Origin of the sequence: Paenarthrobacter sp. TE4293 (genome assembly GCF_050435325.1) — a bacterium.
In the GTDB taxonomy this organism is placed as follows: domain Bacteria; phylum Actinomycetota; class Actinomycetes; order Actinomycetales; family Micrococcaceae; genus Arthrobacter; species Arthrobacter nitroguajacolicus_C.
This window is the reverse complement of record NZ_JBNJRY010000007.1, coordinates 230922-256290: the sequence shown is the minus strand read 5'-3', so window position 1 is coordinate 256290 and position 25369 is coordinate 230922. Positions and strand designations below refer to the sequence as shown.

Genomic DNA, 25369 nt, shown 5'->3' with positions numbered 1-25369 from the left:
AGGACAAAACCATGGCTGTGCTCAATCTGCGTCCCTTGGCCGGTGGCCGGATACTCAGGGGGAGCCAGCCGTTCGGCTTGGATGCCGCTGCCACGTCGGGATTCCTGGCGGAGCACGGCATCCAGGCCATTGTGGACCTCCGCAGCGAACTCGAGCGTTCCTTGGTTCCGTGGTTGGTTCACGACGATAGCTTGATTCACGACGGCGGCGGCGGGCCTGCCGCCGCCCCGCCCGCCGTCGAACTCATCCACAACCCGCTGGACCCGAACGCCATCGCGGGGTCGCTCCAGGCCGTGGAAACGGCCGAAGACCTCGGCGAGCTGTATTTGGGGTGGATCCGGTTGCGGCCGCAGTGGGTGGCCGACGCCCTGAGACCCGTCGCCCGCGGGAAGCGCACGCTGGTTCATTGTTCGTTGGGAAAGGACAGGACCGGGGTGGTGTCGGCGGTTGCCCTTCTGGCCTCAGGCGAGTCCGACGATGCCGTGGTCAAGGATTACACGGCTACCACCGTCAGCCTCCCCACCATGCTGGAGGTCATGGCTGAGACGTGGCATTTGCACGTCCCTTCCACCCCCGCAGCATATTTCAGCCCGGAACTGATGGTCCTGCAGAGCCCGGAAGCTGCAATGCGGCATTTCCTGGCCGGCTTTGAGCAGGAGTTCGGCGACGCGCGGAGCTTCCTGCGCGAAGCGGGCCTCACCGCCGTCGAGGTTGAATCGCTGGCTCTGTAATGCCTGGGTGGATGGCATCTGTGGGTAGAGGCCGCGTTCGTCCGGCATGTGCCCGATGGGCCTCCGGTGCTTGGCGTAATGGGCAAGGCCTGCAGGCCCAGCCGAAGAGACGTCAGGCCGGGCGGATGACCTTGCCGTTCGGCTCCTGGTACGACGGCTCCACGGGTTCCGGCGGAAGGGGTTCAAGCTCGTTCTGGACCCGTTCCAGCAGCGGCCGGTACACGCCGCCGTTCCACTGAGGGCTGGCATGCGCGGGCCTGGCACCTTCCGTGCTGAGGGTGGGCAGGGCCATGTTTGCTCCGAAGACCTTGCTCCACCCTGCACGCGCCGACTCGTAATCCACGGTGCCGTCCTTGGCGTTTCCCATGAACGCCATCTTCGCGCCGCCGATCTTTCCGGCCAACCGGAGTCCGTCAAAGTGGTAAATGTACGCCGACTCTGTCTGGATGAGCACGCTGGAAGGGGCGATGGGCGAGAGCTGTTCAAGGCTTTGGTCAAGGATCTGCCGCCACGTGCGCTCGTCCTTGTGGGCCACGCGCTCCCCCAGTTCGTAACCACCGCGCAGTACTGACGGGATGCGGAAGCCGTTCTCGTACAAGAACACCACACCGTCGAACCAGCTCTGGTCCAGGACGTCCGCCCGGCTGAACGGGCTTGAATCCAGCACGATCAGCTGCGTTTCCACGCCATGGAGTTCCAGCAGGCGGGCGGCAACCTGCGTAGCGAGCATCCCGCCGAAACTGTGCCCGTAGAAGTACAGCTTCTCCAGATGCAGTTCCCGGACGTGGAGGATGATTTCGCGGACGATTTCATCCACGTCCAGTCCCAGATTGGAATATCCGACGGCGGCAAGGCGGCCGCGCTGGTGGAGGGCGGGACGAAGTGAGTTGAGGATCCACTGTGCTTCCTCCCAGCTGGTCTTGTACCCGGGGAAGAGGATCCAGCTGGCTTTCGGGAAGTACAGATCGGAGTACGGGTCCGGGACCCGGAGGATCCTGGTAGCCCGTCGGTCAGCTTGGACCCGGCGGGTGAACAACATGTCCCCGGCGAGCGCTGCGGAGGCTCCGGCGGTGATGAGGAAGTTGCGGCGGCTCGTCTTTTTGAGGCGGGCAGCGTAGGGCAGGATCCGGGCCCATGCGCCCGGATCCTCTGCCTTCCCCGCCTCGGGAGAAGCCGGCACCGGGAGGTTTTCTTCCACCTCCGCCGGTGCCGGGAGCTTCCCTACCTGAACGTCCACGCAGCAAGCATAGGCTTCGGGAGGTGGTGCCTCACAGTCCTGTAGGTTGCGTACAGCTGATGCCCTTAAGATGCGCTATTAAGGGCCGAATCCGTACAAAACTCTTTAGTCGAGGCCGAGTTCGTCCTTGCCGAAAGCGAAGAGGTACGGCACTCCGGTTTCGGCTTCGATCTTCTCTTTGGCGCCGGTGTTGCGGTCAACGATCACGGCGACGGCCACGACGTTGCCGCCGGCCTTCCGGACACCTTCGACGGCGGTCAGCGCGGACCCGCCGGTGGTGGACGTGTCTTCGAGGACCACAACATTGCGGCCTTCAACCGAGGGGCCTTCCACCTGTCGGCCCATGCCGTAGGACTTCTGGGCCTTGCGGACAACGAACGCGTCGACGGCACGGCCGGCGTCGGCAGCAGCGTGCATCACAGCGGTACCGACGGGGTCGGCACCCATGGTGAGCCCGCCGGCGCACTCGACTGAAACGCCGGCGTCGTCGATCATGGCCAACATGACCTGGCCCACCAGCTTGGAGGCCTCGTGGTGCAGGGTGATGCGGCGGAGGTCGATGTAGTAGTCCGCTTCCTTGCCGCTGGAGAGGATCACCTTGCCGCGGACCACCGCGAGTTCTTTGATGAGTTCAAGAAGGCGGGCGCGGGCAGCTGCAGTGTCAGGCGAGGAAGTCATGGCTCCTAGTTTAGTGGGAACTTGCTTCGGGCCAGGCTTTGCGACCGCCAGGGGCAGCCGTGGTGGAGCGGATCACCAATCCCGGGTTGACCATCTGTTCGTCGCTGGGTTCGTCTCCGTCCACCTGTTGCAGCACGGCTTCCATGCATCGGCGGCCCAGTTCCTCGAAGTCCTGCTTGATGGTGGTCAGCGGAGGCATGAAGAACTCGGCTTCGGGCTGGTCGTCATATCCGACGACGCTGATGTCGCCGGGCACGCTGAGCCCCGCTTCCTGGACCGCCCGGAGGACGCCGACGGCCATTTGGTCGTTGGCGACGAAGACAGCCGTGATACCGCGGTGCTGCAGCAGTTCCCGGCCGGCGCGGTAGCCCGAGGCGGCATCCCAACCACCTTCGAGGAGGACCCTGGCTTCCAGCCCTGCCGAGCCCAGCGCCTCCTGCCAGCCTTTGATCCGCTCCGCGGCGTCAATCCAGTGCGGAGGACCGGAGATATGGGCAATGTTGCGGTGCCCCAGCCCAATCAGGTGGTCAACGGCCAACCGCGCTCCCAGCCGTTGGTCGAGGGACGCGCCCGTCAACTGGTTTCCGGCCCCGGCCCCTACGGCGACGATCGGTACGGGTACCGAAACATCGCCCAGGACGGCCAGGACATCGGGGTGCGGAACCAGGATGACGATCCCGTCCACTGATTGGTTGCGGAAATGGGCAATGGCGTCGTTGATGCTCGCACCCGTCACTTCGCGAAGGTTGGCGATGCTGACGAAGTACCCGGCTTCCCGGCCAGCCTGTTCAACCCCCAGCAGCGTGTTCGCCGGGCCGAACTGGCCTGTCTCACAAGCCAGCACACCGATGGTCCGGGACCGCCGGGTGACCAGGCTGCGGGCTGCCGTGTTCCGCGTGTACCCAAGGTGCGCGATGGCGGATTCCACACGTTCGCGGGTTTGTCCGCTCACATTCGGGTGGTTGTTGAGCACACGGGAAACAGTCTGGTGCGACACCCCGGCCATTTTCGCGACGTCCCCCATGACGGGAGGCCTGGCCGCTCCCCCTCGGGACATCAGCGACTATTTCGCTTCGACGCCGACAGGCTCAGCTGTGGCGGCCGGGGCCGCTTCGGTTGCCGGAGGCGTGGTCTTCCACTTGAAACGCCTGCCCATGCCGGACCCTCCACCGGCCCCGGTCCGGTTCTTGTTGAAGATGTCGAAGCCGACGGCGAGCAGGAGCACCAGGCCCTTGATGAGCTGCTGGTAGTCGGTGCCCAGGCCAAGGATGGACATGCCGTTGTTCAGGACACCCATGATCAGGCCACCGATCATGGCACCCGCTACCGTACCGATGCCGCCTTGGACGGCTGCGCCACCAATGAATGCGGCCGCAATGGAATCGAGTTCGAAGCCGGTACCACCCGCAGGCTGTGCCGAGTTCAGGCGTGCCGTAAACACCAGGCCGGCCAGGGCGGCCAGGACACCCATGTTGACGAACAGACGGAACGTGACCTTCTTGGTCTTGATGCCGGAAAGTTCAGCCGCGTGGAGGTTGCCGCCAATGGCGTAGGTGTGCCGGCCGAAGATGCTGTTGTTCATCAGGGCCGAGTAAACGATCACCAGGACAGCCAGGACGATCAGGACGATGGGGGTTCCGCGGTAGCTGGCCAGGAGGAAGGTGATGATGAGCATCAGCACTGCGATAAAGCCGTTCTTGACGGCAAACCAGGCCATCGGCTCATTCTCGAGGTTGAACTTGCGGCGGACCCGGCGTTCCTTCAGTGCCTGGAAGAGGATGGCCGCGGTGCCACCGACACCGAGGATGACTGTCAGCCACTCCAGCACCGAGGTGCCGCCGGAAATGTCCGGCAGGAAGCCGCCGCCCAGAGCACGGAGTTCGTTCGGGAACGGGGTGATCTGCTGGTTCTTCAAGGTGATGAGGGTCAGGCCACGGAAAATCAGCATGCCGGCGAGGGTCACGATGAAGGCCGGAATACCTACGTAGGCAATCCAGTATCCCTGCCACGCTCCCACCAGGGCGCCGACCAGGAGGCAGGCCGGGATGGCGAGCCACCATGCCCACCCCCAGTGCACGATCATCACACCGGCTACGGCGCCGATGAAGCCTGCGATGGAGCCGACTGAAAGGTCGATGTGTCCGGCGATGATGACCATCACCATGCCGATGGCCAGGATCAGGATGTAGCTGTTCTGGACCACCAGGTTGGTGACGTTCTGCGGCTCCAGGAGGATGCCGTCGGTCAGGAACTGGAAAAGGATGACGATCAGGATCAGGGCGACGAAGATGCCAACCTGGCGGAGGCGGCTTGTGAGGAAGCCAAGGGATTCTCGTAGGGCGGACATGTTCGCTATTCCTTCTCTTTGGTCATGAAGTGCATGAGGGTTTCCTGGGTGGCTTCGGCGATGGGGACCTCGCCGGTGATGTGGCCTGCGGACAGCGTGTAGATCCTGTCGCAGATGCCCAGGAGCTCCGGAAGCTCAGAGGAGATCACAATGACTGCTTTCCCCGCGGCCGCGAGTTCGGCAATGATCGTGTAGATCTCGAACTTGGCGCCGACGTCGATTCCACGGGTTGGTTCGTCCAGGATCAGGACGTCGGGGTCCGAGAACATCCACTTGCTCAGCACCACTTTTTGCTGGTTTCCACCCGAGAGCTTGCCTGTGATGGCAGCGACGGAGGGCGCTTTGATGTTCATGCTCTTGCGGTAGTGGTTGGCAACGGTGGTTTCCTGGTTACCGTCCACCCAGCCGCGCTTGGCCAGCTTGTTCAGTGCGGCCATGGAGATGTTCCGCTTGATGTCCTCGATCAGGTTCAAGCCGAAGTGCTTCCGGTCTTCGGTGGCATAGGCGATCCCGTGCTCGATGGCGTCGGAAACGGTGGACGTGTTGATTTCCTGGCCGTATTTGTAGACCTTGCCCGACACTGCCCGCCCGTAGGTCCTGCCGAAGACGCTCATGGCGAGCTCGGTACGGCCAGCGCCCATGAGGCCGGCCAGGCCAACTACTTCACCCTTGCGGACATTGAGGCTGGCGTTGTTCACCACCATGCGCGAATGGTCCTGGGGATGCTGGACGGTCCAGTCTTCGATGCGGAGGACTTCCTCGCCGATGTTGGGCGTCCGGTCCGGGTAGAGGCTTTCAAGGTCGCGGCCCACCATTCCGCGGATGATGCGTTCCTGGGTGATCTGGCCTTGGTCCAGCCGCAAGGTCTCAATGGACTTGCCGTCGCGGATGATGGTGACGGCGTCGGCCACCTTCCGGATTTCGTTAAGTTTGTGGCTGATGATGATGCTGGTGACGCCCTGGCCCTTGAGGTGCAGGATGAGGTCCAGCAAGTGGTCGGAGTCTTCATCGTTCAGCGCTGCAGTGGGCTCATCAAGGATGAGGAGCTTCACCTCTTTGGACAGGGCCTTGGCGATCTCCACCAACTGCTGCTTGCCCACGCTGATGTGCTGGATGGGCGTGACCGGATTTTCGCTGAGGCCTACGCGTGCCAGCAGCTTGGCAGCTTCCAGATTGGTCTTCCGCCAGTCCACCCAGCCGTTCTTGGCCAGTTCGTTGCCGAGGTAGATGTTCTCGGCGATCGACAGGTACGGGCTCAGGGCCAGTTCCTGGTGGATGATCACGATGCCGCGCTTCTCGCTGTCCGTGATGCTTGAAAAATCGCACGGTTCGTTCTCAAAGAGGATGTCGCCGTCGAACGTGTTGTGGGCGTAAACGCCGGACAGCACTTTCATGAGGGTGGACTTCCCGGCGCCGTTCTCGCCACAGATGGCGTGGACCTCACCGCGGTTGACGTCCAGGGTGACGTCCTGCAGGGCTTTTACCCCGGGGAAAGTCTTGGTGATTCCTCGCATTTGAAGAATGGGTACGTTCATCGTCAATTCCCGCTGACTGGTTGAAACTTGGCCAGGCCGAGGACTCGGAGGCTCTGGAGGAGGCTGTGGCCCCGCCGCACTGCACACTGCAGCACAGGCAGGCGGGGACCACAGACCAGGGACTGGCTACTTGACGTCGGATTCCTTGTAGTAGCCCGAGTCGATGAGTTCCTTCTTGTAGTTGTCCTTGGTGATGATGACGGACTTCAGCAGGAAGGCCGGGACAACCTTGACCTTGTTGTTGTAGGTCTTGGTGTCGTTGGTTTCCGGCTCGTTGCCCTTGAGGACGGCGTCAACCATCTTCACGGCCTGCGCGCCGAGCTGGCGGGTGTCCTTGAAGATCGTGGAGTACTGCTCGCCGGCGACGATGGACTTCACGGAGCCCTTTTCTGCGTCCTGGCCGGTAACAACGGGCAGCTTGCCTGTGGAGTAGCCACCGGTGCTGGTCAGGGCCGAGATGATGCCGATGGACAGTCCGTCATACGGTGACAGGACGCCGTCGAGCTTGGTGCCGGAGCTGTAGGCCGAGGTGAGGATGTCTTCCATGCGCTTCTGGGCTACAGGTGCCTGCCAGCGGAGGATGGCTGCCTGCTCAAACTTGGTCTGGCCACTGGGGACCTTCAGGGTGCCTGCATCCATGTACGGCTTAAGGGTGTCCATGGCGCCGGTCCAGAAGAAGTTGGCGTTGTTGTCATCCGGGCTGCCCGCGAACAGCTCAACGTTGAACGGGCCCTTGCCCTCAACCTTCTTGCCGCTGGCGTCAACCAGGCCCAGGCCGGTCAGCAGCGAGGTGGCCTGCTGGACGCCCACGGTGTAGTTGTCGAACGTGGTGTAGTAGTCCACGTTGGGGGTTCCGTTGATGAGGCGGTCATAGGCGATGACCTTGACATTCTGTTCCTTGGCCTTGGCCAGGACGTCGGTCAGGGTCGTGCCATCGATGGCTGCGATGATGAGGGCCTTCGCGCCCTTGGTCAGCATGTTTTCAATCTGCGAGACCTGCGTGGGAATGTCATCGTTGGCGAACTGGAGGTCTGTCTTGTAGCCGAGGTCCTTCAAGGACTTCTCGACGTTTGCGCCATCTGCGATCCAGCGTTCGGACGTCTGTGTCGGCATCGAAATGCCCACCAGGGAATCGCTGGGGTTGGCGCTGCTGGTGGATTCGGCAGTGCCACCGCGGCTGCCGCAGCCTGTGGCTCCCACCGTCAAGGTCAGGACAACCGCGACGGCGCCCAGGAGTTTCTTCAATCTCACGATGCTCTCCTTCCGCGGCAGCATTGCCGCGAACTCTGATGCAGCCGGAGCATCTGCGCGTCCGGCACGGTAAAGCGGTGTGGGCTTGCGTGCCGTGGGGCGACACTAGCCACTGAAAGGTGGTGCGAATGCCATTGTGAACGCTAACATTACCGTTGGTCAAGTGCTGTGGATCACGAATTGATTGCGGACAGGAACCGCTCCCGAGGCTATTGACTTGAATCGTTGTTAGCGTTCACAATAATTGGCCACGACATCGGGACACCTCCAGAACGCAGGAAAACCCGGCCCCGCTTGTGAGCGGTACCGGGTTCAGGCCGTCCCTCCGTGATGGCGGGGCGGAACTTCTTCCCTGCTGGAACAGGAAAATCAGAGGCGGGTGTCGAACGAATCGCAGAACACGTTCTGGTTGAACGTCCCCTGGAAGGCGGACTTGCCCTGGATTTTCCGGATGGTGGCGCGAATGGCCTCGCGCGTTCCCGCATGGGCGTGGATGGCCGTCTTGACCATGGGCACATCGATCAGGTGGTTCGGCTGGTTCAAGGAGACGAACACCGTGGGAACTTCCGTGGAGTACCAGGGGATCTCGGCAGCCATGGGTGAGGACCACTTGATCCGGATGGCAGCCTCCTGCGCGAAACCCTTCACATTGGCGAACACGAAGGCGGCGTCGTAACGCTCCGCGTAGTCGCCGGTGGCTTCCTCGGACACGACCCGCATGAAGTTCATGCCGGCCTCCCCGGCGGCTTCGTGCTGCTCGGCGGTCTTGAACACGCTGACCTCGAAGCCCGCAGCTTCCAGTTCTTCCCGGACCGTGTCCAGGTATGCCAGGGGATCTGCGCGGGTGAAGTCGGCTCCGCCCGAAATGCCGTAGAGACGGATCCTGGGATGCGTCCGGGGAGTAATCGGCAGGTTGTGGGCCGTGTCCTTCACCAGCGTGACGGTCTTGTCGGCGATCTCCGCTGCGATGTCGCGGTGGGCCTCGCTGCCGATAACACCCAGGGCCTCCACGGGTGGGACCAGGTCATCCCGCAGGTGCAGTCCCAGGCTTGCCTTCAGGCCGAGGATCCGCCGCAAGGCATCCTGCAAACGACCATCGCTGATGACACCGGACTTGTAGCCGTCCAGCATGTACCCGAAGTCCTCCCCGGGGTTCCGGAAGAACAGGAACATGTCGCAACCCGCGGCAATCGTGGCAGGTACCAGGTCGCGCCGCTTCATTGCCTGCGTCAGGCCCACCATCAAGGAGGCATCCGTCAGGACCAGCCCGTTGAAGCCGAGTTCGCCGCGGAGCAGATCCTGCAGCAGTTCCGGAGCAAGCGTTGCCGGCAGCACCTCGGAATCCGCCATACCGGGACGGAAATGGCGTGCGACCTCGGGTGCACCAATATGGCCCACCATGATGGACTGCACTCCGTGCCCGATCATTTCGCGGTACACATGCCCGTAGGTCTTGTTCCACTCGTCATAGCCAAGGGTGTTGTACGAGGTGACCACGTGCTGGTCGCGCTCGTCCACGCCATCGCCCGGGAAGTGTTTCATGGCGCAGACCGTGGGTGATTCGCTGATGCCGTCGAAGTACTCTTTGGCCCGCTCCACAACGATCTCCGGGGTGTTGCCAAAGGCGCGGGTTGAGATGACCGTGTTCCGCCAGTTGTAGTGGATGTCCACGATCGGTGCGAACGCCCAGTTGCAGCCCAGGGCAGCGGTTTCGACGCCGGCCACCTGACCCATTTGCCGGGCGATGGACTTGTCCGGGTGCGAGCCGGCCTGCAGATGCGTGGACACGAAGGTGCCGTCGTCGCAACTGCCCGCCCCACCCATTTCCGGGTTGGAAGCAATGAGTAGCGGGATCCGGGTCTTCGATTGGGCGTAGCGGATGTGTTCCTGCACGGCCGCTGAGGGGCCAGGCCGGTACCGCATGCCACCCACGTGGAAGTTCTCCAGTACCCTATCGAGGTACTCCGCGGAGTAATCGTTGTTGTGGTTGATGAACAGCTGGCCGATCTTCTCCTCCAGCGTCATGGAGCCAATGGTGTTCTCCACCCACTCCACCGCGGCGTCGTCCAGGTTGAACGGAGCAGCCTTGAGATCCACCAGGAACGGGCCGGTCCTCATCGACTCAGCCGACGCCGCTGAAACGCTCGTCAGCGCGGTGTGTACGTCCTTCACGATGTCCTCCACGGGCGATGCGATGTCCACAACGATCCCGGCTTCGTCGGACTCCAGCGGTTCCAGCGCAGCCAGTTGTGAGTCCAGCAGCGAGGCCGGCATGAAGTGCCCGGGGCGGGCGTTCATGCGCGCATCCAGCAACCCCCGGGTTCCCTGCAGATGGACGAACACCACTGACGGATCGGCGCTGCGGATGATGTCCCGGTACGAGCGCTTGAGCGCGCTGCACGCGATGACAAGAGCAGACTTCGACGCCGGGAACCGCCTGCCGATTTCGGCCAGCCATGGTGCGCGGTCGTCGTCGTTCAGCGGAGTACCCGAGGCCATCTTGTCGATGTTCGACTGGGGGTGCAGCGAATCGCCGTCGAGGAATTCAGCGCCAATACGGTCCGCGAGCGCGGCACCAACGGTGCTCTTCCCGCAGCCGGCCACGCCCATCACCACGATGTGATGGCGGGAATTCAGGTCACCAGTCATGAACAGTGCCGTCCACGAGGCGGTTGTAGGGCAGGTAAGCCTGCTGGTACGGGAACGCCGCCGCTGCTTCCTCATTGAACTCGACGCCGATGCCGGGGTTGTCGCCGGGGTGCAGGTAGCCGTCCTTGAAGGTCATGGACTGCTGGAAGACCTCGTTGGTCTTGTCCGAGTGCTGCATGTATTCCTGGATCCCGTAGTTGTGGATGGCCAGGCCGACGTGCAACTGCGCGGCAAAACCTACCGGAGAGATGTCCGTGGGTCCGTGGAAGCCGGACTTGATCTGGTACTGCGCGGCGAAGTCCATGACCTTCTTCAGCGGGGAGATGCCGCCGAAGTGGGTGGAGGCTGCGCGGACGTAGTCGATCAGCTGTTCCTTGATGAGGGTCTGGTAGTCCCACACGGTGTTGAAGATTTCACCGATGGCCAGCGGGGTGGTGGTGTGCTGGCGGACCAGGCGCAGGCCTTCCTGGTTTTCGGCAGGGGTGCAGTCTTCCAGCCAGAAGAGGTCGTACGGTTCCAGTGCTTTGCCGAGCTTGGCGGCCTGGATGGGCGTCATGCGGTGGTGGCCGTCGTGCAACAGGGGGATCTCGGGACCGAACTCGTTGCGCACGGCTTCGAAAACGCCGGGCAGGTGCCGCAGGTAGGCGCGGGTATCCCAGTCCTCTTCCAACGGGAAGTTGCCCCGGCCGGCGGGCTCGTAGTCATAGCGTTCACCGGAGGCCTGGGCTTGTGCTGCCACGCCATAGACAGCCTTGATGCCAGGGACGGCGGTCTGGATGCGGATTGATTTGTAGCCGAGTTCCAGGTGCTCACGGACCGAGTCGAACAGGGAAGGGATGTCCGAGCCCGAGGCGTGACCGTAGGCGCGCAGTCCGTTACGGGACGCTCCACCCAGAAGCTGGTACACCGGCATGCCGGCCATCTTGCCTTTGATGTCCCACAGCGCCATGTCGACGGCGGCAATGGCCGCCATGGTGACCGGTCCGCGGCGCCAGTAGGAGCTGCGGTACAGGAACTGCCAGGTGTCCTCGATCCGATGCGGATCCTTACCGATGAGCAGCTGCGCCACGTGCTCTTTGAGGTAGGCAGCGACGGCGAGTTCGCGGCCGTTCAGCGTCGCGTCTCCAATGCCCGTGACACCGTCCTCGGTGGTGATGCGGAGGGTGACGAAGTTGCGGGAGGGGCTGGTCACAAAGACGTCAGCGGCAATGATTTTCACAGCTTTTCCTTTCGGGGATTTGATAGTAGGTTGGATTGCCGCCAGCGGCAACCGATTGCCTTAGTGGCGGAGGCCTGCCCGCGTGTCCAGCAGGTCAAACTCCTGGCTGAGCTCATGAATCATCTCCACCACCTCACGGTCCCCGGCCAGCCGGGCATCCAGCAGGGCCACCAGCGCAGCAGTGCGCTCCCCGCCTGTCAGCTGGTTCGCTGCGGCCACCCCTGCAGCTTGGGGATCCTGAAGTCCCGGTTGACCCGCTACGAAGGCGGACCACACAGCGATCATCCTGGCCGCGGCTTCACCGCTTCTCCCCGCGGCGCGTTCGGCGCGGAGCACCGGGAGGGCCCGCATGCGCAGCTTGGTGCTGGCATCCAGGGCGATCTGCGCCAAATGGTGTGCGATCCGGGAGTTGCCAAAGCGCTCCAGGAGCGCTGCCCGATACTCCGGAACGCGCAGATCCGCGCCGGAAAGATGCCTGGCGGCTTCGTCCCAGAACTCTTCGACAGCCTGCAAGCACACGTGGTCGGCCAACGCTTCGGCCACCGTGGCGTGCCCCCGCAGCTGGCCCGCGTAGGCCAGAATCGAGTGTGCACCATTGAGGAGCCAGAGCTTGCGGTTTTCGTAGGGCTCGATGTCGTCCACAAAGACGGCCCCGGCGTCTTCCCATCGTGGCCGGCCGGCCGGGAAGTCCCCACTCAGCACCCAATTCCGAAACGGCTCGGTGACCACCGGCGCGTCGTCCCGGTAGCCGCACTTCCCGCTCACCAAGGCAAGGTCCTCAGCCGTTGTTCGCGGCGTAATCCGGTCGACGGAAGTGCTCACGAAGCTGACGTTCGACTCGATCCAGGCAGCCAGGCCGGCGTCGACATCCTGTGCGATACCCAGCACGGCATCCTTGGCGACGTTTCCGTTGTCCGAGAGGTTGTCGCAGGAAACCACGGCGAGCGGACCGGCGTCGGCGTCCTTGCGGGCGGCAAGCCCGAGGACCAAGCGGCCCAGCGGTGTGGCGGGTTCTTGACCGGAAAGCAGCAGTGGCACGTCGGCGGCACCGAGGCCGTAGGCCGCTTCCGTGATGGTCAGGGTCACCAGGGCCGTCTGCGCCGCGGCCACAAGGTCAACCAACCGGCGGACGTTGGCGCCATCCACAGCTTCGACGATGCTTCCCACTAACTCGAAGGAGTCGCCCGCATCGGAACGCTCCACCACGGTGAACAGCCCGTCCTGCGCGGCGAGGACATCAGCAGCGTCGGGACGGCGGCCAGTGAAGGAGACGATGCCCCACTCTCCCGCGTCGCCGGCGTGCTGCGTGTACCAGGCCTGGTGCGAGCGGTGGAAGGCACCGAGGCCAAGGTGCACCATCCGGACCGGAGCTTTGGCTGCGGGCGAAACCTGGCGGTTAAGGCGCGGAGGGTGGCCGCTCACAGCTTGAACACCCTGCGCGGCGAGGAATCGACGACGTCGAGAATCAGCTCGTGCGCGCGGTCTTCGGTCACGCGGTGCTCGGCGACGAGGCGCGCGAGGAAGGCGGCTTCGATCCTCCGTGACGCGTCGTGCCGTGCCGGTATGGAGCAGAAGGCGCGGGTGTCGTCGATGAAACCTGAGGAGCGCGAGAAACCGGCGGTCTCGGTGACGGCCGAGCGGAAGCGCAGCATGGCATCGGGGGCGTCGAGGAACCACCACGGTGCACCGATGTACACGGAGGGGTAGAAGCCGGCCAGCGGCGCCAGTTCGCGGGAGAAGACCGTTTCGTCGAGCGTGAACAGGACCAGGTGGAAGTCCTTGGCCGTGCCGAAGTCCTGCAGCAGCGGCCGGATGGCCTCCGTGTAATTCACTGCGAACGGAATATCGTGCCCGGTGTCGGCGCCGAAGTTCTCGAAGGTGGGCCCGTGGTGGTTCCGGTACGACCCCGGGTGGATGGTCATGACCAGGCCGTCCTCCACGGACATCCGGGCCATCTGGTACATCATGTGGGCCTCGAAAGCATCGCGGTCTTCAGCTGTGGCCTTGCCGGCACGGGCCCGCTCAAAGAGCGCTTCGGCTTCGGCAGGGTCCAACTTGAGCGTCGCCGGGGTCCGGACGCCATGGTCCGCGGAGACCGCGCCATGGTCCACAAAATAACGACGGCGGTTTTCCAGGGCTGCGATGTAGCCGGCGTAGCCGGTTGCGCCGTCGGCCGCGGTCTCGATGAGCCGGTCGACGTTGGCGCTCCAGCCGGGGTGGGCAACATTCAGGTAGGCGTCCGGGCGGAACGTGGGCAGGACGCGACCATTGAAGCTGGGATCCTCGGTCAGTGCTTTGTGGCTCGCCAGGTTGTCCAGCGGATCATCCGTGGTGGCCAGAACCTCGATATTGAAGTCCTTGAAGAGTTGGCGCGGGCGGAAGTCCGGCTCCACCAGCTTGGCGGCAATCGCGTCGTAGCTTGCATCTGCTGGCAGCTCACTGAGGTCGGCACCCAGCTTGAAGACGTTGTCGAACTGGGTGCGCAGCCAGTAGCCGGACGCCGTGCCCTCGAAGAGCGGCCAGGCGTCAACGAAAGTCCGCCAGATTTCCCGCGACTCCGGTGCGGACGCGGTGCCGGCCAGCAACTGGTCCATCGGAACACCGTTGGCGTGGATCAGGCGGGTGACGTAGTGGTCCGGGCTGACCAGAAGCGCAGCAGGATCAGGGAAGGGCGTGTTCTGCTCGATGACAGCGGCGTCAACGTGGCCGTGCGGAGAAATGATGGGCAGGTCCTGGACGCGCTCCAGCAAGGACCGCGCGATGCTGCGCGTCCCGGGATCTGCGGGCAGGAGCCTGTCAGGGTGTGCGGCGATGGACTGTGACATGGATCAATCTTCACCGTCAAGGCCAACTTTTGTCAACCGGTTGCCAAAAATTGCCAACTAGTTGTTGCCAGGATGTTTCTCAGGACTGAGGATGAACTGGCCGGATGGGTTCAGGCCAGGAGCCGCCCGCTGGAGCCGCGCACCACGAGTTCTGTTTCCACCCGGACTGCTTCGTCGGGGGCATCGTGGCCTTGCAGCATGTCCAGCAGGATGGTCACCGCGCGGGTGCCGCACTCCCCCAATGGTGAGCGCACCGTGGTCAGGGCAGGAGTTGTGAAGTCGGCGCCGAAGATGTCATCGAAGCCAACAATGCTGATCTGGTCAGGAACGCGCATGCCACCGGCTTGGAGTTCCTGCATCAATCCAATGGCCAGGAGGTCGTTGTACGTGATCACGGCCGTCGCGCCGCTTTCCAGGACGTCGCGCGCAACCTGCCGGCCGCCGTCGACCGTTGGTTTTGACGATTCAAGGCGCACGGCAGTGAGCTTGGACCATTCCGCGGCGGCTTTGACGCCATCCCAGCGGCGGGCCGTCATCCAGGACTGCTTGGGGCCCGCAACGTACGCGAGCTTCGCGTGCCCATTGGCGGCCAGGCTGCGCACCGCTTCACTAATGCCCTTGTTGACGTCCGGGACAACACACGGGACGCCATGAATCTCGCGGTTAATGACGGCAACGGGCTTGTCCGCAGCCAGGGCGCGGATCTGGTCATCGTCCATGCGGGGACTGGCCAGGATGAGGCCGTCCACGGTGCTCAACAGTCTCCGGGCAGCGGTCACTTCCGTTTCCGGCGACTCTGCGGATTCCGCCAAAACCAGCGTGTAATCGCGGGCAGAACCGGTCGTTTCGGCCCCACGGATAATGTCGAAGAACGTGGGGTTGGTGATATCCGCGACGATGAGGCCTATGGTCTGGGTGCGGCCGGTAGGGAGGGCCCGGGCGAAGGGATTCACCTGGTAGTTCAGCTCCGCCGCGGCGTCCTCGATGATCTTCTGCGTCTTGGCGCTGACACGGCCGGGCTTGCTCAGGGCACGCGACACCGTGGACGGGTTCACCCCGGCAAGCTTGGCGATGTCGTAGATGGTGGCAGAGGACTTCTCGCCCCGTCCACGTTTAGGGGGGGCTGTTGCTGCTCCGGTGCTCGTCACGTCAGTCACCGCTCCATCGTAGACCGCATGGCAACAAAAACAGGCCGGTTGCCAACCGAAATCGGCAACCGGCCCCTTTTCCGCCGTTTCAGGCGCGGCGTTTCAAGCGCGGCGTTTCAAGCGCGGCGTTTCAGCCTCGCTCGGGGAACTTGCCCTCTTCGGCGATGCGCTTGTTCAATTCCTGCAGAAATTCGTCCTCGTCGAAATCCAGGGACACTTCCCTGCCGGTCCAGGCGGACAGGTGGATGGCGTTGGCCAGGCGGACACCGTTGATGCCGTCGGAGCCCGGGGCAAGCAGCGGAGTACCGTCCAGGATGTTGGCGGCAAAGTTCTCCAGGACGCCGGCGTGCTGGCCTCCCCAGACGGATTCGAACTCGATGACCTCGCTGCTGTAGAGCTCATCGCGGTTCAACTGCCCCATGAAGAGCTTCCGGACACCCTCCATGTCCATGGAGTCGCTGATTTCCCGTTCCGGCCTGACCAGCCGCGTGACGGTAGCCACCTTGCTGTCTTCCACCACGATCTTGCCTTGGTCGCCCAGGATTTCGAACCTGTCGGTTCCCACAATGTCGTGGGTGGCTGTCACGAAAACGCCCGTGGCGCCGTCGCCGTAGTCCACAACGGCCGTCACCTCATCTTCGACGACGATGTCCCGGCGGAAGCCGAACGCCACCTTCGAGTACACGGACTTCGGGACGCCGCAGATCCACTGCCACAAATCAAGTTGGTGCGGTGCCTGGTTGACCAGTACTCCGCCGCCTTCTCCGCCCCAGGTGGCGCGCCATTCGCTGGAGTTGTAGTAGCCCTGCGGGCGCCACCAGTTGGTGATGATCCAGTTGCTGCGTCGGATGCTGCCGATCTCGCCGTTGTCGACGATTTCCTTGAGCTTCTTGTACAGCGGGTTGTTGCGCTGGTTGAACATGATGCCGAAAGAGAGTTCCGGCTTGGAGGCCGCGAACTCGTTGAGCTCCTTGACCTGCTTGGTGTAGACGCCGGCGGGCTTCTCCACCAGGGCATGGATGTTGCGCTTGAGCGTCTCAATTCCCATTTCAGGGTGCAGGAAGTGCGGTACGCAGGTGACGATCGCGTCCACGGAACCGCTCTCCAGCATCGCGATGTAGTCCTCAAAGAACGGGACGTCCGGATACTGGGAGGCAGCGGTTTCCTTCTTGGCAGGATCGATGTCGCAGATGGCACCGATCTCCATGTTCGGGACGAGGCCTTCGGCGATGAACCTGGCGTAGGCGCCGCCCTGCTGGCCCAGGCCGATAATGCCGAGGCGTACTTTCTTGCTCATGAATGCAATCTCCTGTGTTGAGGTCTAGAAAAGGTCGCCGTGGCCCATGGCCACCAGGTTGTCGTACGAAGTCTGGAGGGCGTCCCATACGGTGCGGCCATACAGCTCGTCTTGCTCCACCAGGAGGTACTGGGCGCCGGAAGCCACCGCAGCGGGAACGATCGACGGGAAGTCCAGGTTGCCCTCGCCTACTTCGGCGAACTGGACCACGTTGCGGAAGTCCACCATGAATCCGGGGAAGTCGCCCTTCTCCAGAAGACCGAAGGACGAGTCCGGCAACTGGCCGATCCTGTAGTCCTTGAGGTGCACCATGGCCGTCTTTCCCGCATATTTTTCGAGGGTACGGACGGGGTCCAGGCCGCCGCGCTGTACCCAGTGGACGTCGATTTCCATGCCCATGGCCGGCGAGTTGTCGGCGATGATGTCCAGCATGTACGTGCCGTCGAACTTTGCGAACTCGATGTGGTGGTTGTGGTAGTAGAGGCTGAGGCCATGTTCCTGAAGGCGCTCCGCATAGCCGTTGGCCTGCTTGGCAAACTCAATCACGGAGTCCAGGGACTTCATGGCACCAAAGGGCAACATGCCAATCCGCAGCAAGGAGGTATCCAGGCGTTTGGCATCGTCCACGATTTTGTCGAAATTGTCCGCCAGCGATTCCACCGGCATCCCCTTGCGGCCTTCGATGTTCACGGAGAGCGCGGCAATGTCCATGCCCAACTCCGACCGTGAACGGTCCAGCTCGTCAACGTTGTCCGGGGTCATGGGGATCTGGGAAATCTCGACGGCGTTGTAGCCGATCGCGCTGACCTTGCGAAGCGTCTCAAACGCCCCGACTTCCGCGAAGCTGTCTTTCAACATCATCGCTTGTACGCCTATTGTGGCCACTTTTTCCTCCGAAAGTTCCGGCCCTTGGTGCGGGCCGATGGGTGTCTGTTGGATGCCCCGGCCATTCAGGCCACGGCACCGGCCTGTTCGTTCTGGCTGCGCTGGTTCGCCATCAGCCGGTGCCGGTCTGCGCGGCGCTGTTCCTGACGGTCAGGATCCGGCACGGGCGAAGCCAGCAAGAGCCGCTGGGTATAGGGGTGTTCAGGGTCCCGTGTGACGATCTCCGCCGGACCTTGTTCGACGATTTCACCGTGGTACATGACAGCGACACGGTGGCTGATGTGCCGCACGACGTCGAGGTCGTGGGACACGAAGAGGTACGAAACGCCGGTGTCCTTTTGGATTTGCAGGAAGAGATCCAGCACGCGGGCCTGGGTGGAGAGGTCCAGTGCACTGACCGGCTCGTCACAGACAATCAGCTTCGGGGACAATGCCAAGGCCCGGGCGATCGCCACGCGCTGGCGCTGGCCCCCGCTGAACTCGCGGGGCAGGCGGTGGATCGCATCCGACGGCAGGCCCACTTGGTCCAGCAGTTCCTTGACGCGCTTCCTGGCGGCGGCAGCATCCATCCCCTGGACACCCAATGGCTCGGCCAGGATGTCACCGATTTCCAGCGCGGGGTTCAGTGAGGTGTACGGATCCTGGAACACCACTTGCAGGTCACGGCTCAGCGTCCGGCGTTCCTTGCGGGAGGCGTTGCTGATGTCGTTGCCTTCGAAGATCACCTTGCCGGCGGTCACTGGGGCAAGGCCCAGCACGGCCCGGCCCAGCGTAGTCTTTCCTGAGCCGGACTCCCCTACCAGCCCCAGGGTTTCGCCTTGGCCGATGGTGATGTTGATGTCCGTCAGCGCGCGGAACGGCTTGGCCCTGAACCGCTTGCTGGGGTATTCGACCACCAGGTCCTCCACGGAAAGGAGCGGGGACTTCTGCGATAGGTCAAGCGAGGCGCTCATGCCACCGACTCCTTCTGTGAAACAAGCATGGTCATGGGCGTCTTTCCTTCGAGCATGGACCCCAGCAAAGTCTGCGTGTACTGCTCTTTCGGGTTCCGGAGAATGTCCCGGACGGTCCCTTCTTCCACGAGCCTGCCGTTCTGCATGACGGCCACGCGGTCGCACAGGTCGGCGACGACACCAAAGTTGTGGGTCACCAGGATGACGCCGATGTTCAGGCGCTGCTGGAGCTCGCGCAGCAGGTCCAGTACGTCGGCTTGGACTGTGACGTCAAGGGCGGTGGTGGGTTCGTCAGCGATCACCAGGTCCGGTTCGCAGCTGATGGCTCCGGCGATCAGCACACGCTGTGCCATGCCTCCGGAGACTTCGTGCGGGTAGGCGTTGAAGGTGCGTTCCGGGTTGGCGATGCCGACGTCGGTGAGCAGTTTGATGGCACGCTGGCGGGCTTCTGCCTTGCTGATTCCCAAAACCCGGACCATGGGGGTCACCAGTTGGTAGCCGATGGTGAAGGCCGGGTCCAGGTTGCTCATCGGCTCCTGGGGGATGTAGGAAATCCGCTTGCCGCGCAGTTTGGACAACCGTTCCTGGCTGACGCGGTCATCGCCCGGGGCAACAGTGTAGTTGCCGTCGAACTGGATGGAACCGTCCACAATCCGTGCGTTGTCCGGCAGCAGGCCCAGGATGGAGAAGGCGGTCTGGGACTTGCCCGAACCCGATTCGCCCACGATGCCCAGGATTTCGCCGCGGTCCACGTGGAACGACACGTCGTCCACCACCTTCTTGATGGAGCCATCAGCTTGCGGATATCCGACGCCGAGGTTGGTCACCTTGACCAAGTGGTGTTCGGTTCCACGCTCGACGGCGGCCACGGACTTCCGTGACGGGCGCGCCGTGGCGGGGTCCGCCGTCGTGGTTGCAGAAGAACCCGCACCTGCTGCCGTGGCGGTTGCACGCTTCTTGGGGTGCTTGATCTTTTCGCCGTCTTCCAGCGCATCGCGGATGGCATTGCCCAGCAGGACCAGCCCGCCGATGGTGAGCGCCATGGCCAGGGCCGGCCAGAGCAGCAGGGTGGGCGTGAGGTAGACGTTCTTGAAGCCTTCGGAGAGCATGACGCCCCACGTTGCCTTGGTGGGATCGCCCAGGCCCAGGAACTCCAAGCCGGACTGAATGGCAATCGCCACGCCGGCGATGGCCGCGGTCTGGATGATGATCGGTGCGCGGACCACGGAGAAGATGTGGCGGGCGATGATGCTCAGGTCGGACAGGCCGGAAACCCGGGCGGCATCGACGTAGAGCTCATTCCGGACCGACTGCACTGCGGTACGTGTCAGCCGGAAGTAGGAAGGGCTGATCAGGACGCCGAAGGCAATCATCGAGATCCACACCGAGGGCCCGAAGGCTGCGCGGATGGTGAGCAGGACAATCAGGCCCGGCAGGCTCATGAGGATGCTGACCACCCAGTTGGAAACTGCCTCGAACTTTCCGGCATAGTATCCGGCGATCAGTCCCGCAGGAAGTCCGATGGCAATAGCCACACCGGCACACAGCAACGCGGACAACAAGGTCAGCTGCGCTCCGAAGAGCAGGCGGCTCCAGGTGTCGCGGCCCGCGCTGTCGGTGCCGAGGATATTGACTGAATCCGGCGCGGCCAGGGTCTTGGAGATGTTGGCGAAATTCTCTTCGAAGGGCGCGATCACCGGGGCGAAAATGGCCAACACCGCGATGGTCAGCAGGATCACCAGCGAGGAGATACCCATGGGGTTCTTCAGGAGGCGCCGCAGGACCGTCGAACGGACCACCGTGCCGCTTTGGCCTGGTTCCGGTTTCGCCGCGAGGCCAGTGGCGTCTGCTGCAACTGCAGCTGAATCTATGGAGTCGCTCATGACACACGTACTTTCGGGTTGAGCCAGCCATTGAGGATGTCCACCAGGAGGTTTACGACGATGACCACCACCACGGTGTACATCACCACTCCCATGACGACGGGAAGATCGGTCTGGGTGGTGGCGGCAACAGCCAGCGGACCCATTCCCGGGAGGGCAAAGATCTGCTCGATGATCACCACGCCGCCCAGCATGCCGATCAACTGCAGGCTCAGAACGGTCAGGCCTGCGGGTGCGGCGCTGCGCAGCACGTGCTTGAAGAGGATTTCACGCTCCCCAATACCGCGGCTGCGCAGCGTCCGGACGTAGTCGCGTTCCAGCTGCTTGATGACGGCCGAGCGGATCTGCTGCGCACCACCGGTCACTCCGTTGATCAGCAGCGCAATCACCGGAAGGGTCATCGAGTAAACCCAGGCCTCCGGCCCCACCTCGGGTGAGATGGTGCTGGTGGCCGGGAAGAAGCCGAGCTGTATGGCCAGGATGGTCACCAGGAACACGCCGATCACGTAGCCAGGAATGGAGTCCCCCACGATCGCCCCAATCTGGACCAGCCTGTCCACCCAGCCGCGCTTGACGGCCGCGGCAACACCGATCAGTGCAGCGCAGATGGCGATCAGGATCATTGCGGTGAAGACCATGGTCATGGTCACGGGGATCCGGGTTGCCAGCGAGTTCGCCACCGGCTCCGACGTGAACCAGGAGGCTCCAAGGTTGCCGGTCAGGGCATCGCCCAACCAGGCGAAATAGCGGACGAGAAGCGGTTGGTCGAGTCCCAGTTCCTGTTCCTTCAAGGCGACCTGTTCAGGTGTTGCCTGGTCGCCCAGGATGTTCTGGGCAATGCTTCCGCTGGAGGTATACAGCAGGGTGAAGGTGAGCACCGAGACCACGAACAACACCACCAGACCGCTGCCCAGCCTTTTCGCAATGAACTTGATCATGGGTTCCTACTTGGCAGGCGAGTAGTTGTAGATGGACGGAACGGCCTGCTGCGCCTGCGGCGTGACGTTCACTTTGTCGTTGTGGTAGTACATCTGGTTCACGCGGAACAGCGGGGCGAACCAGGCCTGCTCCACGACGTACTTGTTGACTTCCTGGGCGAGCTTGCCGGCGTCTTCGCCACCCGTGCGTACGGCCGCAATCTTGGCCTCGAGCTCGGGGGTGGTGGTCTTGAACGGGTTGTACAGCGCCTTGGTGGAGACGATCTGGTCGATTGCCACCGTGGGCTCCCCCTGGAAGAGGTTGTAGAACAGCGCAGGGTACTTCTGGGCGGCAACGTCCGAGGTGAAGGTGTTGGTGATGGCTGCACCCGGGTTCAACGTAATGCCGACATCCGCGAGTTGCTGCTTGAGCACCGAGATCAGGGTCTCAGCGCCCGGGAGGGTGGGAACATCAATGCTGACCTTGCCCTCAAAACCGGACTCCTTCAGGAGCTGCTTGGCCTTCCCGGGATCGTAGCTGTAGTAGTTCTCCAGCTCTTCGGTCCAGGCTCCGCTGTCCTTGCCGAACGGCTGCGAGGTAGGAGTGCCCTGGCCCAGCATGACCTGGTCGAGGATGGTCTTGCGGTCAAAGGCGTGGTTGATGGCCTGGCGGACCTTGACGTTGGCCAGCGCCGGGTTCTTGGTGCCGTCGCGGTCCAACAGCAGCAGTCCGGACCAGTCAACCTGGTTGGTCTCAAGCTTCATCTTGGCGCCTTCGGCCTGCTTGCCGTTCTTGGGGTCAAGGAGCGTGGCGTCAATCTGGCCGGAAACCAGCGCGTTGGTGCGGGCGGTGGGATCCAGGAGGACCTTGAGGGTCAGTTTCTTGTACTTCTGCAGGTCTTTGTTCCAGTAGCCTTCGCGGGCAGTGAAGACCGACTGGGAGTCCTTCACGGAGGCTGCCTTGTCCATGACGTACGGGCCGGAGCCCACTGGAACAGTCTTGATGGCATCGGTGCCCAGCGCTGCGGGGCTGCCCATCAGGCCGGCGGCCTGGCTGAGGAAGAATTCCAGGGCCGGCTCGGGAGCACTGAGGTTGATGTCGATCGTATCGGCGTCCACTACGGCGACGTCGGAGACTGAGCTCAACTGTGCCATCTGCGGGCCGTTGGCCTTCTTGAAGTGGTCCAGGTTGGCCTTGGCTGCCGTGGCGTCGAACTTGGCTCCATCGCTGAAGGTGACATCGGTGCGGAGGTCCACGGTCAGCTTGGTGTTGGTGTCGTTGTACTTCCAGGCTGTTGCCAGCATGGGGCTGAGCTTGCCGTCCGGTTCGCGGAGGATCAGCGAATCATAGGCTGCCTGGTAGGGCTGCAACGCATGGCCAACGTGGGCCTGGGCCGGGTCCCAGGACGTGAGGTCACGCAGGGTGCCCAGCGTCAGGGCGGTGACGGTCTTGCCGCCGGCAGTCGAACCAGCTCCAGCACCGGTTCCGCCGCCACCACAGGCCGTGAGCGCCAGGGAGGCGCTGAGTACGAGGGCGGCTGCTGCCGCCTTGGGACCTAACTTCATTGTCGGCTCCTACTGAGTCTTTTTGCCTGATGCGAACGGATTCCGATCAGAACAAGGGCTGTGGCCTGGGCCACATTTTCTGGTTGTGGGATTTACAGTACGGACTTTGGCCGAGCTTGGCAACCGATTGTCAAAAGTTTCTTAGATTGTTGCCAAGCCGTGGCGGGGAGGCCTCTCAGCCCACGCGTTCCAGCATTTCCGGGTAGCTCTGGGCGTAGATGTCCTTGATGATCCGGAGTGACTTTCCAGCCTCGGCCGGATCGATCCAAAATTTCCCCTGGTCGCCCAGCCGGGCGTAGAAGTCAGCGATCAACAGCTCGTGGGAGACCCCCCAATAGGATCTGCCACCCGTGTCGGCGACCCGTTCAGGGATCACCTCCACGGTCCCATCGGCGTGGGTCACCGTAAGGTCGCCCCGCAGGCTAAGAACGGCCTTCTCCGTGACAATGTCCAACGTCACCGGCGCATTGACGGCATTGGCCAAGGTGGCATAAAAAACGCTGCGGGCGCCGTTGACATGCTCGGCGACAAACTCCGCCGTATCCTCCACTTCGATCACTCCGGCCAGGGCACGGGTGGAAGCCCGGCCCTCAACTTTCGCCACGTCACCCACCAGCCACTGGAGCAGATCGACTGTGTGGATGGCCTGGTTCATCATGAGCCCGCCACCACCTTCAGCCCACGTTCCACGCCACGGCCGGCTTCGGTAGTAGCCGCCGTCCCGATGCCACATCACAGTGGCCGAGGCGCCAACCACCTGACCCAGCGTGCCGCCGTCGAGCAATTCACGCATGGCTTGCGACGTCGCGTTGTAACGGTTCTGGAAGCAGACGGCGATCTTCGCCGGGCTCCGCTCCGCCACCTCAATCAGCCGCTGTCCCTCTTCCAGCGTGTGCGCGAGCGGCTTCTCGACAATGACGTTGACTCCGCGCTCAAGACAGTCGGCCGCCACCGAGGCGTGGAGGTGGTGCGGCGTGCAAACATGCACGACGTCGGGACGCACCTGCTCGAGCATGTCCAGGTAGTCCGCGTAGCCGGTGACGCCGTGGGCGGCTGCCGCCGCCTCCAACCTGCCGGGGTCGATGTCGCAGACGGCCACCAATTCCACGTTGTCCAGCGTGGATAGTGCCCCTGAATGGACGGTGGAGATGTCACCGCAACCGATGATTGCCGCTGTAGGCATGTCCTGCTCCTTCGAAGGATGATGCTGCCGGATAGTGCTGCTGATGGCCCTGCCGTGCTTAGGCGAGGGTGACGCCGTTCCTGGTGGCGAGGCCGGCGAAGGCCCGGGCCGCGATGCCGAAGGCCACGGGGCCGGAGTAGCCGCCGAGTTCGTGGGCGCTGGCCAGGTGCGGTTCCAACGAAGCGAAACCGGTGTAGCCGTCGGCGGCCAGCGCAGCGATGGTGGCCTCCAGTTCACCGTCGCCTTCGCCGGAAGGAACTACCTCGCCCGTGGTGGCGATCGCATCCTTGACCTGGAGGTACTCGAGGTACGGGCGCAGCAGGGCGTAGCCCTCGGTGTAGGGCTTGACTCCCACTTGGACGAAGTTGGCGTTGTCCCACGCGACCCGCAGTGCCGGCGAGTTCACTGTTTCCATGATGTCCAGGACACGTTCCGGGGTGTCGCCGTAGATACCCTTCTCATTTTCGTGGAGCAGGATCACATCATTGGCAGCGGCCTCTGCAGCCAGCGCAGCCATGCGCTCCATGACGGCATCCCGGATCTCTTCCTGACTCCGGCCCTCGCCCCGGTAGAACGAGAAGATCCGGACGTACTTGGCGTCCAGCCCCTTGGCTACGGAGATGATCCGGCGGAGCCTTGCGACCTCGTGCTCCACGGGGAGGCTGACATCCACCTTGCCGATGGGACTGGCGACCGCAGAGACCTTGAGGCCCTGCCCGTCGAGGATTCCCTTCAACCGCTGAACGGCTTCCGGCTCCAGTTCGGAGACGTTGGTGCCCCAAGCGCTGCGCACTTCGATGTGGCTGGCGCCGAGGGCCAGCAGCACTGCGGCCTGGATGGTGGGATCTGGATCTACTTCGTCGCCGAAACCGGACAGGCTCCACACGGCATGGGGGTGGGTCACGAATTCTCCTTGGTAGTCCCGTGATGCCACCGATCGAAGCGCGGTGATCCAGTTCACAGGAGTGTCTTGTCCCCACGAGTGTAGCCATTTTGGCAGGATCATGACAACCGATTGCCACAACCTGCCATAGTGTGGCACTCTTGAGCAACGGTGTGGCAGCG

The 25369-nt window shown here is 63.1% G+C and carries 20 protein-coding genes; 1 reads left to right on the top strand and 19 read right to left on the bottom strand.

The features are described 5' to 3' along the window. Positions 1–11 precede the first annotated feature (11 nt). Positions 12–731, top strand: coding sequence for a tyrosine-protein phosphatase (locus tag QF015_RS15885; RefSeq protein WP_429390114.1), 720 nt, complete (start codon positions 12–14; stop codon positions 729–731). 112 nt (positions 732–843) lie between these two features. On the opposite strand, the gene QF015_RS15880 is transcribed toward QF015_RS15885, so the two are convergent. From QF015_RS15880 to QF015_RS15790, 19 genes are all read right to left on the bottom strand, one after another. After that, positions 844–1968, bottom strand: coding sequence for a thioesterase domain-containing protein (locus QF015_RS15880; protein WP_429390113.1), 1125 nt, complete (start codon positions 1966–1968; stop codon positions 844–846). Between the two features lie 105 nt (positions 1969–2073). Beyond that, the gene (pyrE, locus tag QF015_RS15875) at positions 2074–2646 is read right to left on the bottom strand and encodes an orotate phosphoribosyltransferase (RefSeq protein ID WP_144652726.1); all 573 of its coding nucleotides are present in this window, start codon (positions 2644–2646) and stop codon (positions 2074–2076) included. Between the two features lie 10 nt (positions 2647–2656). Continuing rightward, the gene (locus QF015_RS15870) at positions 2657–3670 is read right to left on the bottom strand and encodes a LacI family DNA-binding transcriptional regulator (protein WP_429390154.1); all 1014 of its coding nucleotides are present in this window, start codon (positions 3668–3670) and stop codon (positions 2657–2659) included. A gap of 39 nt (positions 3671–3709) precedes the next feature. Then, a complete protein-coding gene (gene mmsB, locus QF015_RS15865; RefSeq protein WP_310203110.1) occupies positions 3710–4993 on the bottom strand; it encodes a multiple monosaccharide ABC transporter permease in 1284 nt (427 codons plus the stop codon). Positions 4994–4998: 5 nt separating this feature from the next. Beyond that, a complete protein-coding gene (gene mmsA / locus QF015_RS15860) occupies positions 4999–6528 on the bottom strand; it encodes a multiple monosaccharide ABC transporter ATP-binding protein (RefSeq protein ID WP_310203112.1) in 1530 nt (509 codons plus the stop codon). A 126-nt stretch (positions 6529–6654) separates the two neighbouring features. Continuing rightward, the gene (gene chvE / locus QF015_RS15855; RefSeq protein WP_429390112.1) at positions 6655–7779 is read right to left on the bottom strand and encodes a multiple monosaccharide ABC transporter substrate-binding protein; all 1125 of its coding nucleotides are present in this window, start codon (positions 7777–7779) and stop codon (positions 6655–6657) included. Between the two features lie 369 nt (positions 7780–8148). Continuing rightward, complete coding sequence (locus QF015_RS15850; RefSeq protein ID WP_429390111.1) at positions 8149–10428, bottom strand: gluconokinase, GntK/IdnK-type; 2280 nt, start codon at positions 10426–10428, stop codon at positions 8149–8151. Continuing rightward, positions 10418–11647 carry a D-mannonate dehydratase ManD gene (manD, locus tag QF015_RS15845; protein WP_429390110.1) on the bottom strand — a complete coding sequence of 410 codons (1230 nt, stop codon included), beginning with the start codon at positions 11645–11647 and terminating at the stop codon, positions 10418–10420. Before manD ends, QF015_RS15850 begins: the two co-directional genes overlap by 11 nt. A gap of 60 nt (positions 11648–11707) precedes the next feature. After that, the gene (locus QF015_RS15840; RefSeq protein WP_429390153.1) at positions 11708–13006 is read right to left on the bottom strand and encodes a mannitol dehydrogenase family protein; all 1299 of its coding nucleotides are present in this window, start codon (positions 13004–13006) and stop codon (positions 11708–11710) included. 59 nt (positions 13007–13065) lie between these two features. Then, positions 13066–14472, bottom strand: a complete 1407-nt coding sequence (gene uxaC, locus QF015_RS15835) for a glucuronate isomerase (RefSeq protein WP_429390109.1) — start codon at positions 14470–14472, stop codon at positions 13066–13068. 110 nt (positions 14473–14582) lie between these two features. Continuing rightward, entirely contained in the window at positions 14583–15629 is a 1047-nt protein-coding gene (locus QF015_RS15830) for a LacI family DNA-binding transcriptional regulator (protein WP_429390108.1), read from the bottom strand. Between the two features lie 121 nt (positions 15630–15750). Then, positions 15751–16917, bottom strand: coding sequence for a Gfo/Idh/MocA family protein (locus tag QF015_RS15825; RefSeq protein ID WP_429390107.1), 1167 nt, complete (start codon positions 16915–16917; stop codon positions 15751–15753). Positions 16918–16941: 24 nt separating this feature from the next. Further along, on the bottom strand, positions 16942–17778 hold the full coding sequence (locus QF015_RS15820; RefSeq protein ID WP_429390106.1) for a sugar phosphate isomerase/epimerase family protein: 837 nt from the start codon (positions 17776–17778) through the stop codon (positions 16942–16944). 89 nt (positions 17779–17867) lie between these two features. Continuing rightward, positions 17868–18755, bottom strand: a complete 888-nt coding sequence (locus tag QF015_RS15815; protein WP_429390105.1) for an ATP-binding cassette domain-containing protein — start codon at positions 18753–18755, stop codon at positions 17868–17870. Continuing rightward, positions 18752–20638 (bottom strand): dipeptide/oligopeptide/nickel ABC transporter permease/ATP-binding protein, encoded by a 1887-nt coding sequence (locus QF015_RS15810; RefSeq protein ID WP_429390104.1) that lies wholly within the window; start codon positions 20636–20638, stop codon positions 18752–18754. Before QF015_RS15810 ends, QF015_RS15815 begins: the two co-directional genes overlap by 4 nt. Next, positions 20635–21576 (bottom strand): ABC transporter permease, encoded by a 942-nt coding sequence (locus tag QF015_RS15805; protein WP_429390103.1) that lies wholly within the window; start codon positions 21574–21576, stop codon positions 20635–20637. Before QF015_RS15805 ends, QF015_RS15810 begins: the two co-directional genes overlap by 4 nt. 6 nt (positions 21577–21582) lie before the next feature. Next, positions 21583–23121 (bottom strand): ABC transporter substrate-binding protein, encoded by a 1539-nt coding sequence (locus QF015_RS15800; protein ID WP_429390102.1) that lies wholly within the window; start codon positions 23119–23121, stop codon positions 21583–21585. A 175-nt stretch (positions 23122–23296) separates the two neighbouring features. Continuing rightward, the gene (locus tag QF015_RS15795) at positions 23297–24304 is read right to left on the bottom strand and encodes a Gfo/Idh/MocA family protein (RefSeq protein ID WP_429390101.1); all 1008 of its coding nucleotides are present in this window, start codon (positions 24302–24304) and stop codon (positions 23297–23299) included. A gap of 58 nt (positions 24305–24362) precedes the next feature. Further along, the gene (locus tag QF015_RS15790; RefSeq protein ID WP_429390100.1) at positions 24363–25208 is read right to left on the bottom strand and encodes a sugar phosphate isomerase/epimerase family protein; all 846 of its coding nucleotides are present in this window, start codon (positions 25206–25208) and stop codon (positions 24363–24365) included. Positions 25209–25369: the final 161 nt, after the last annotated feature.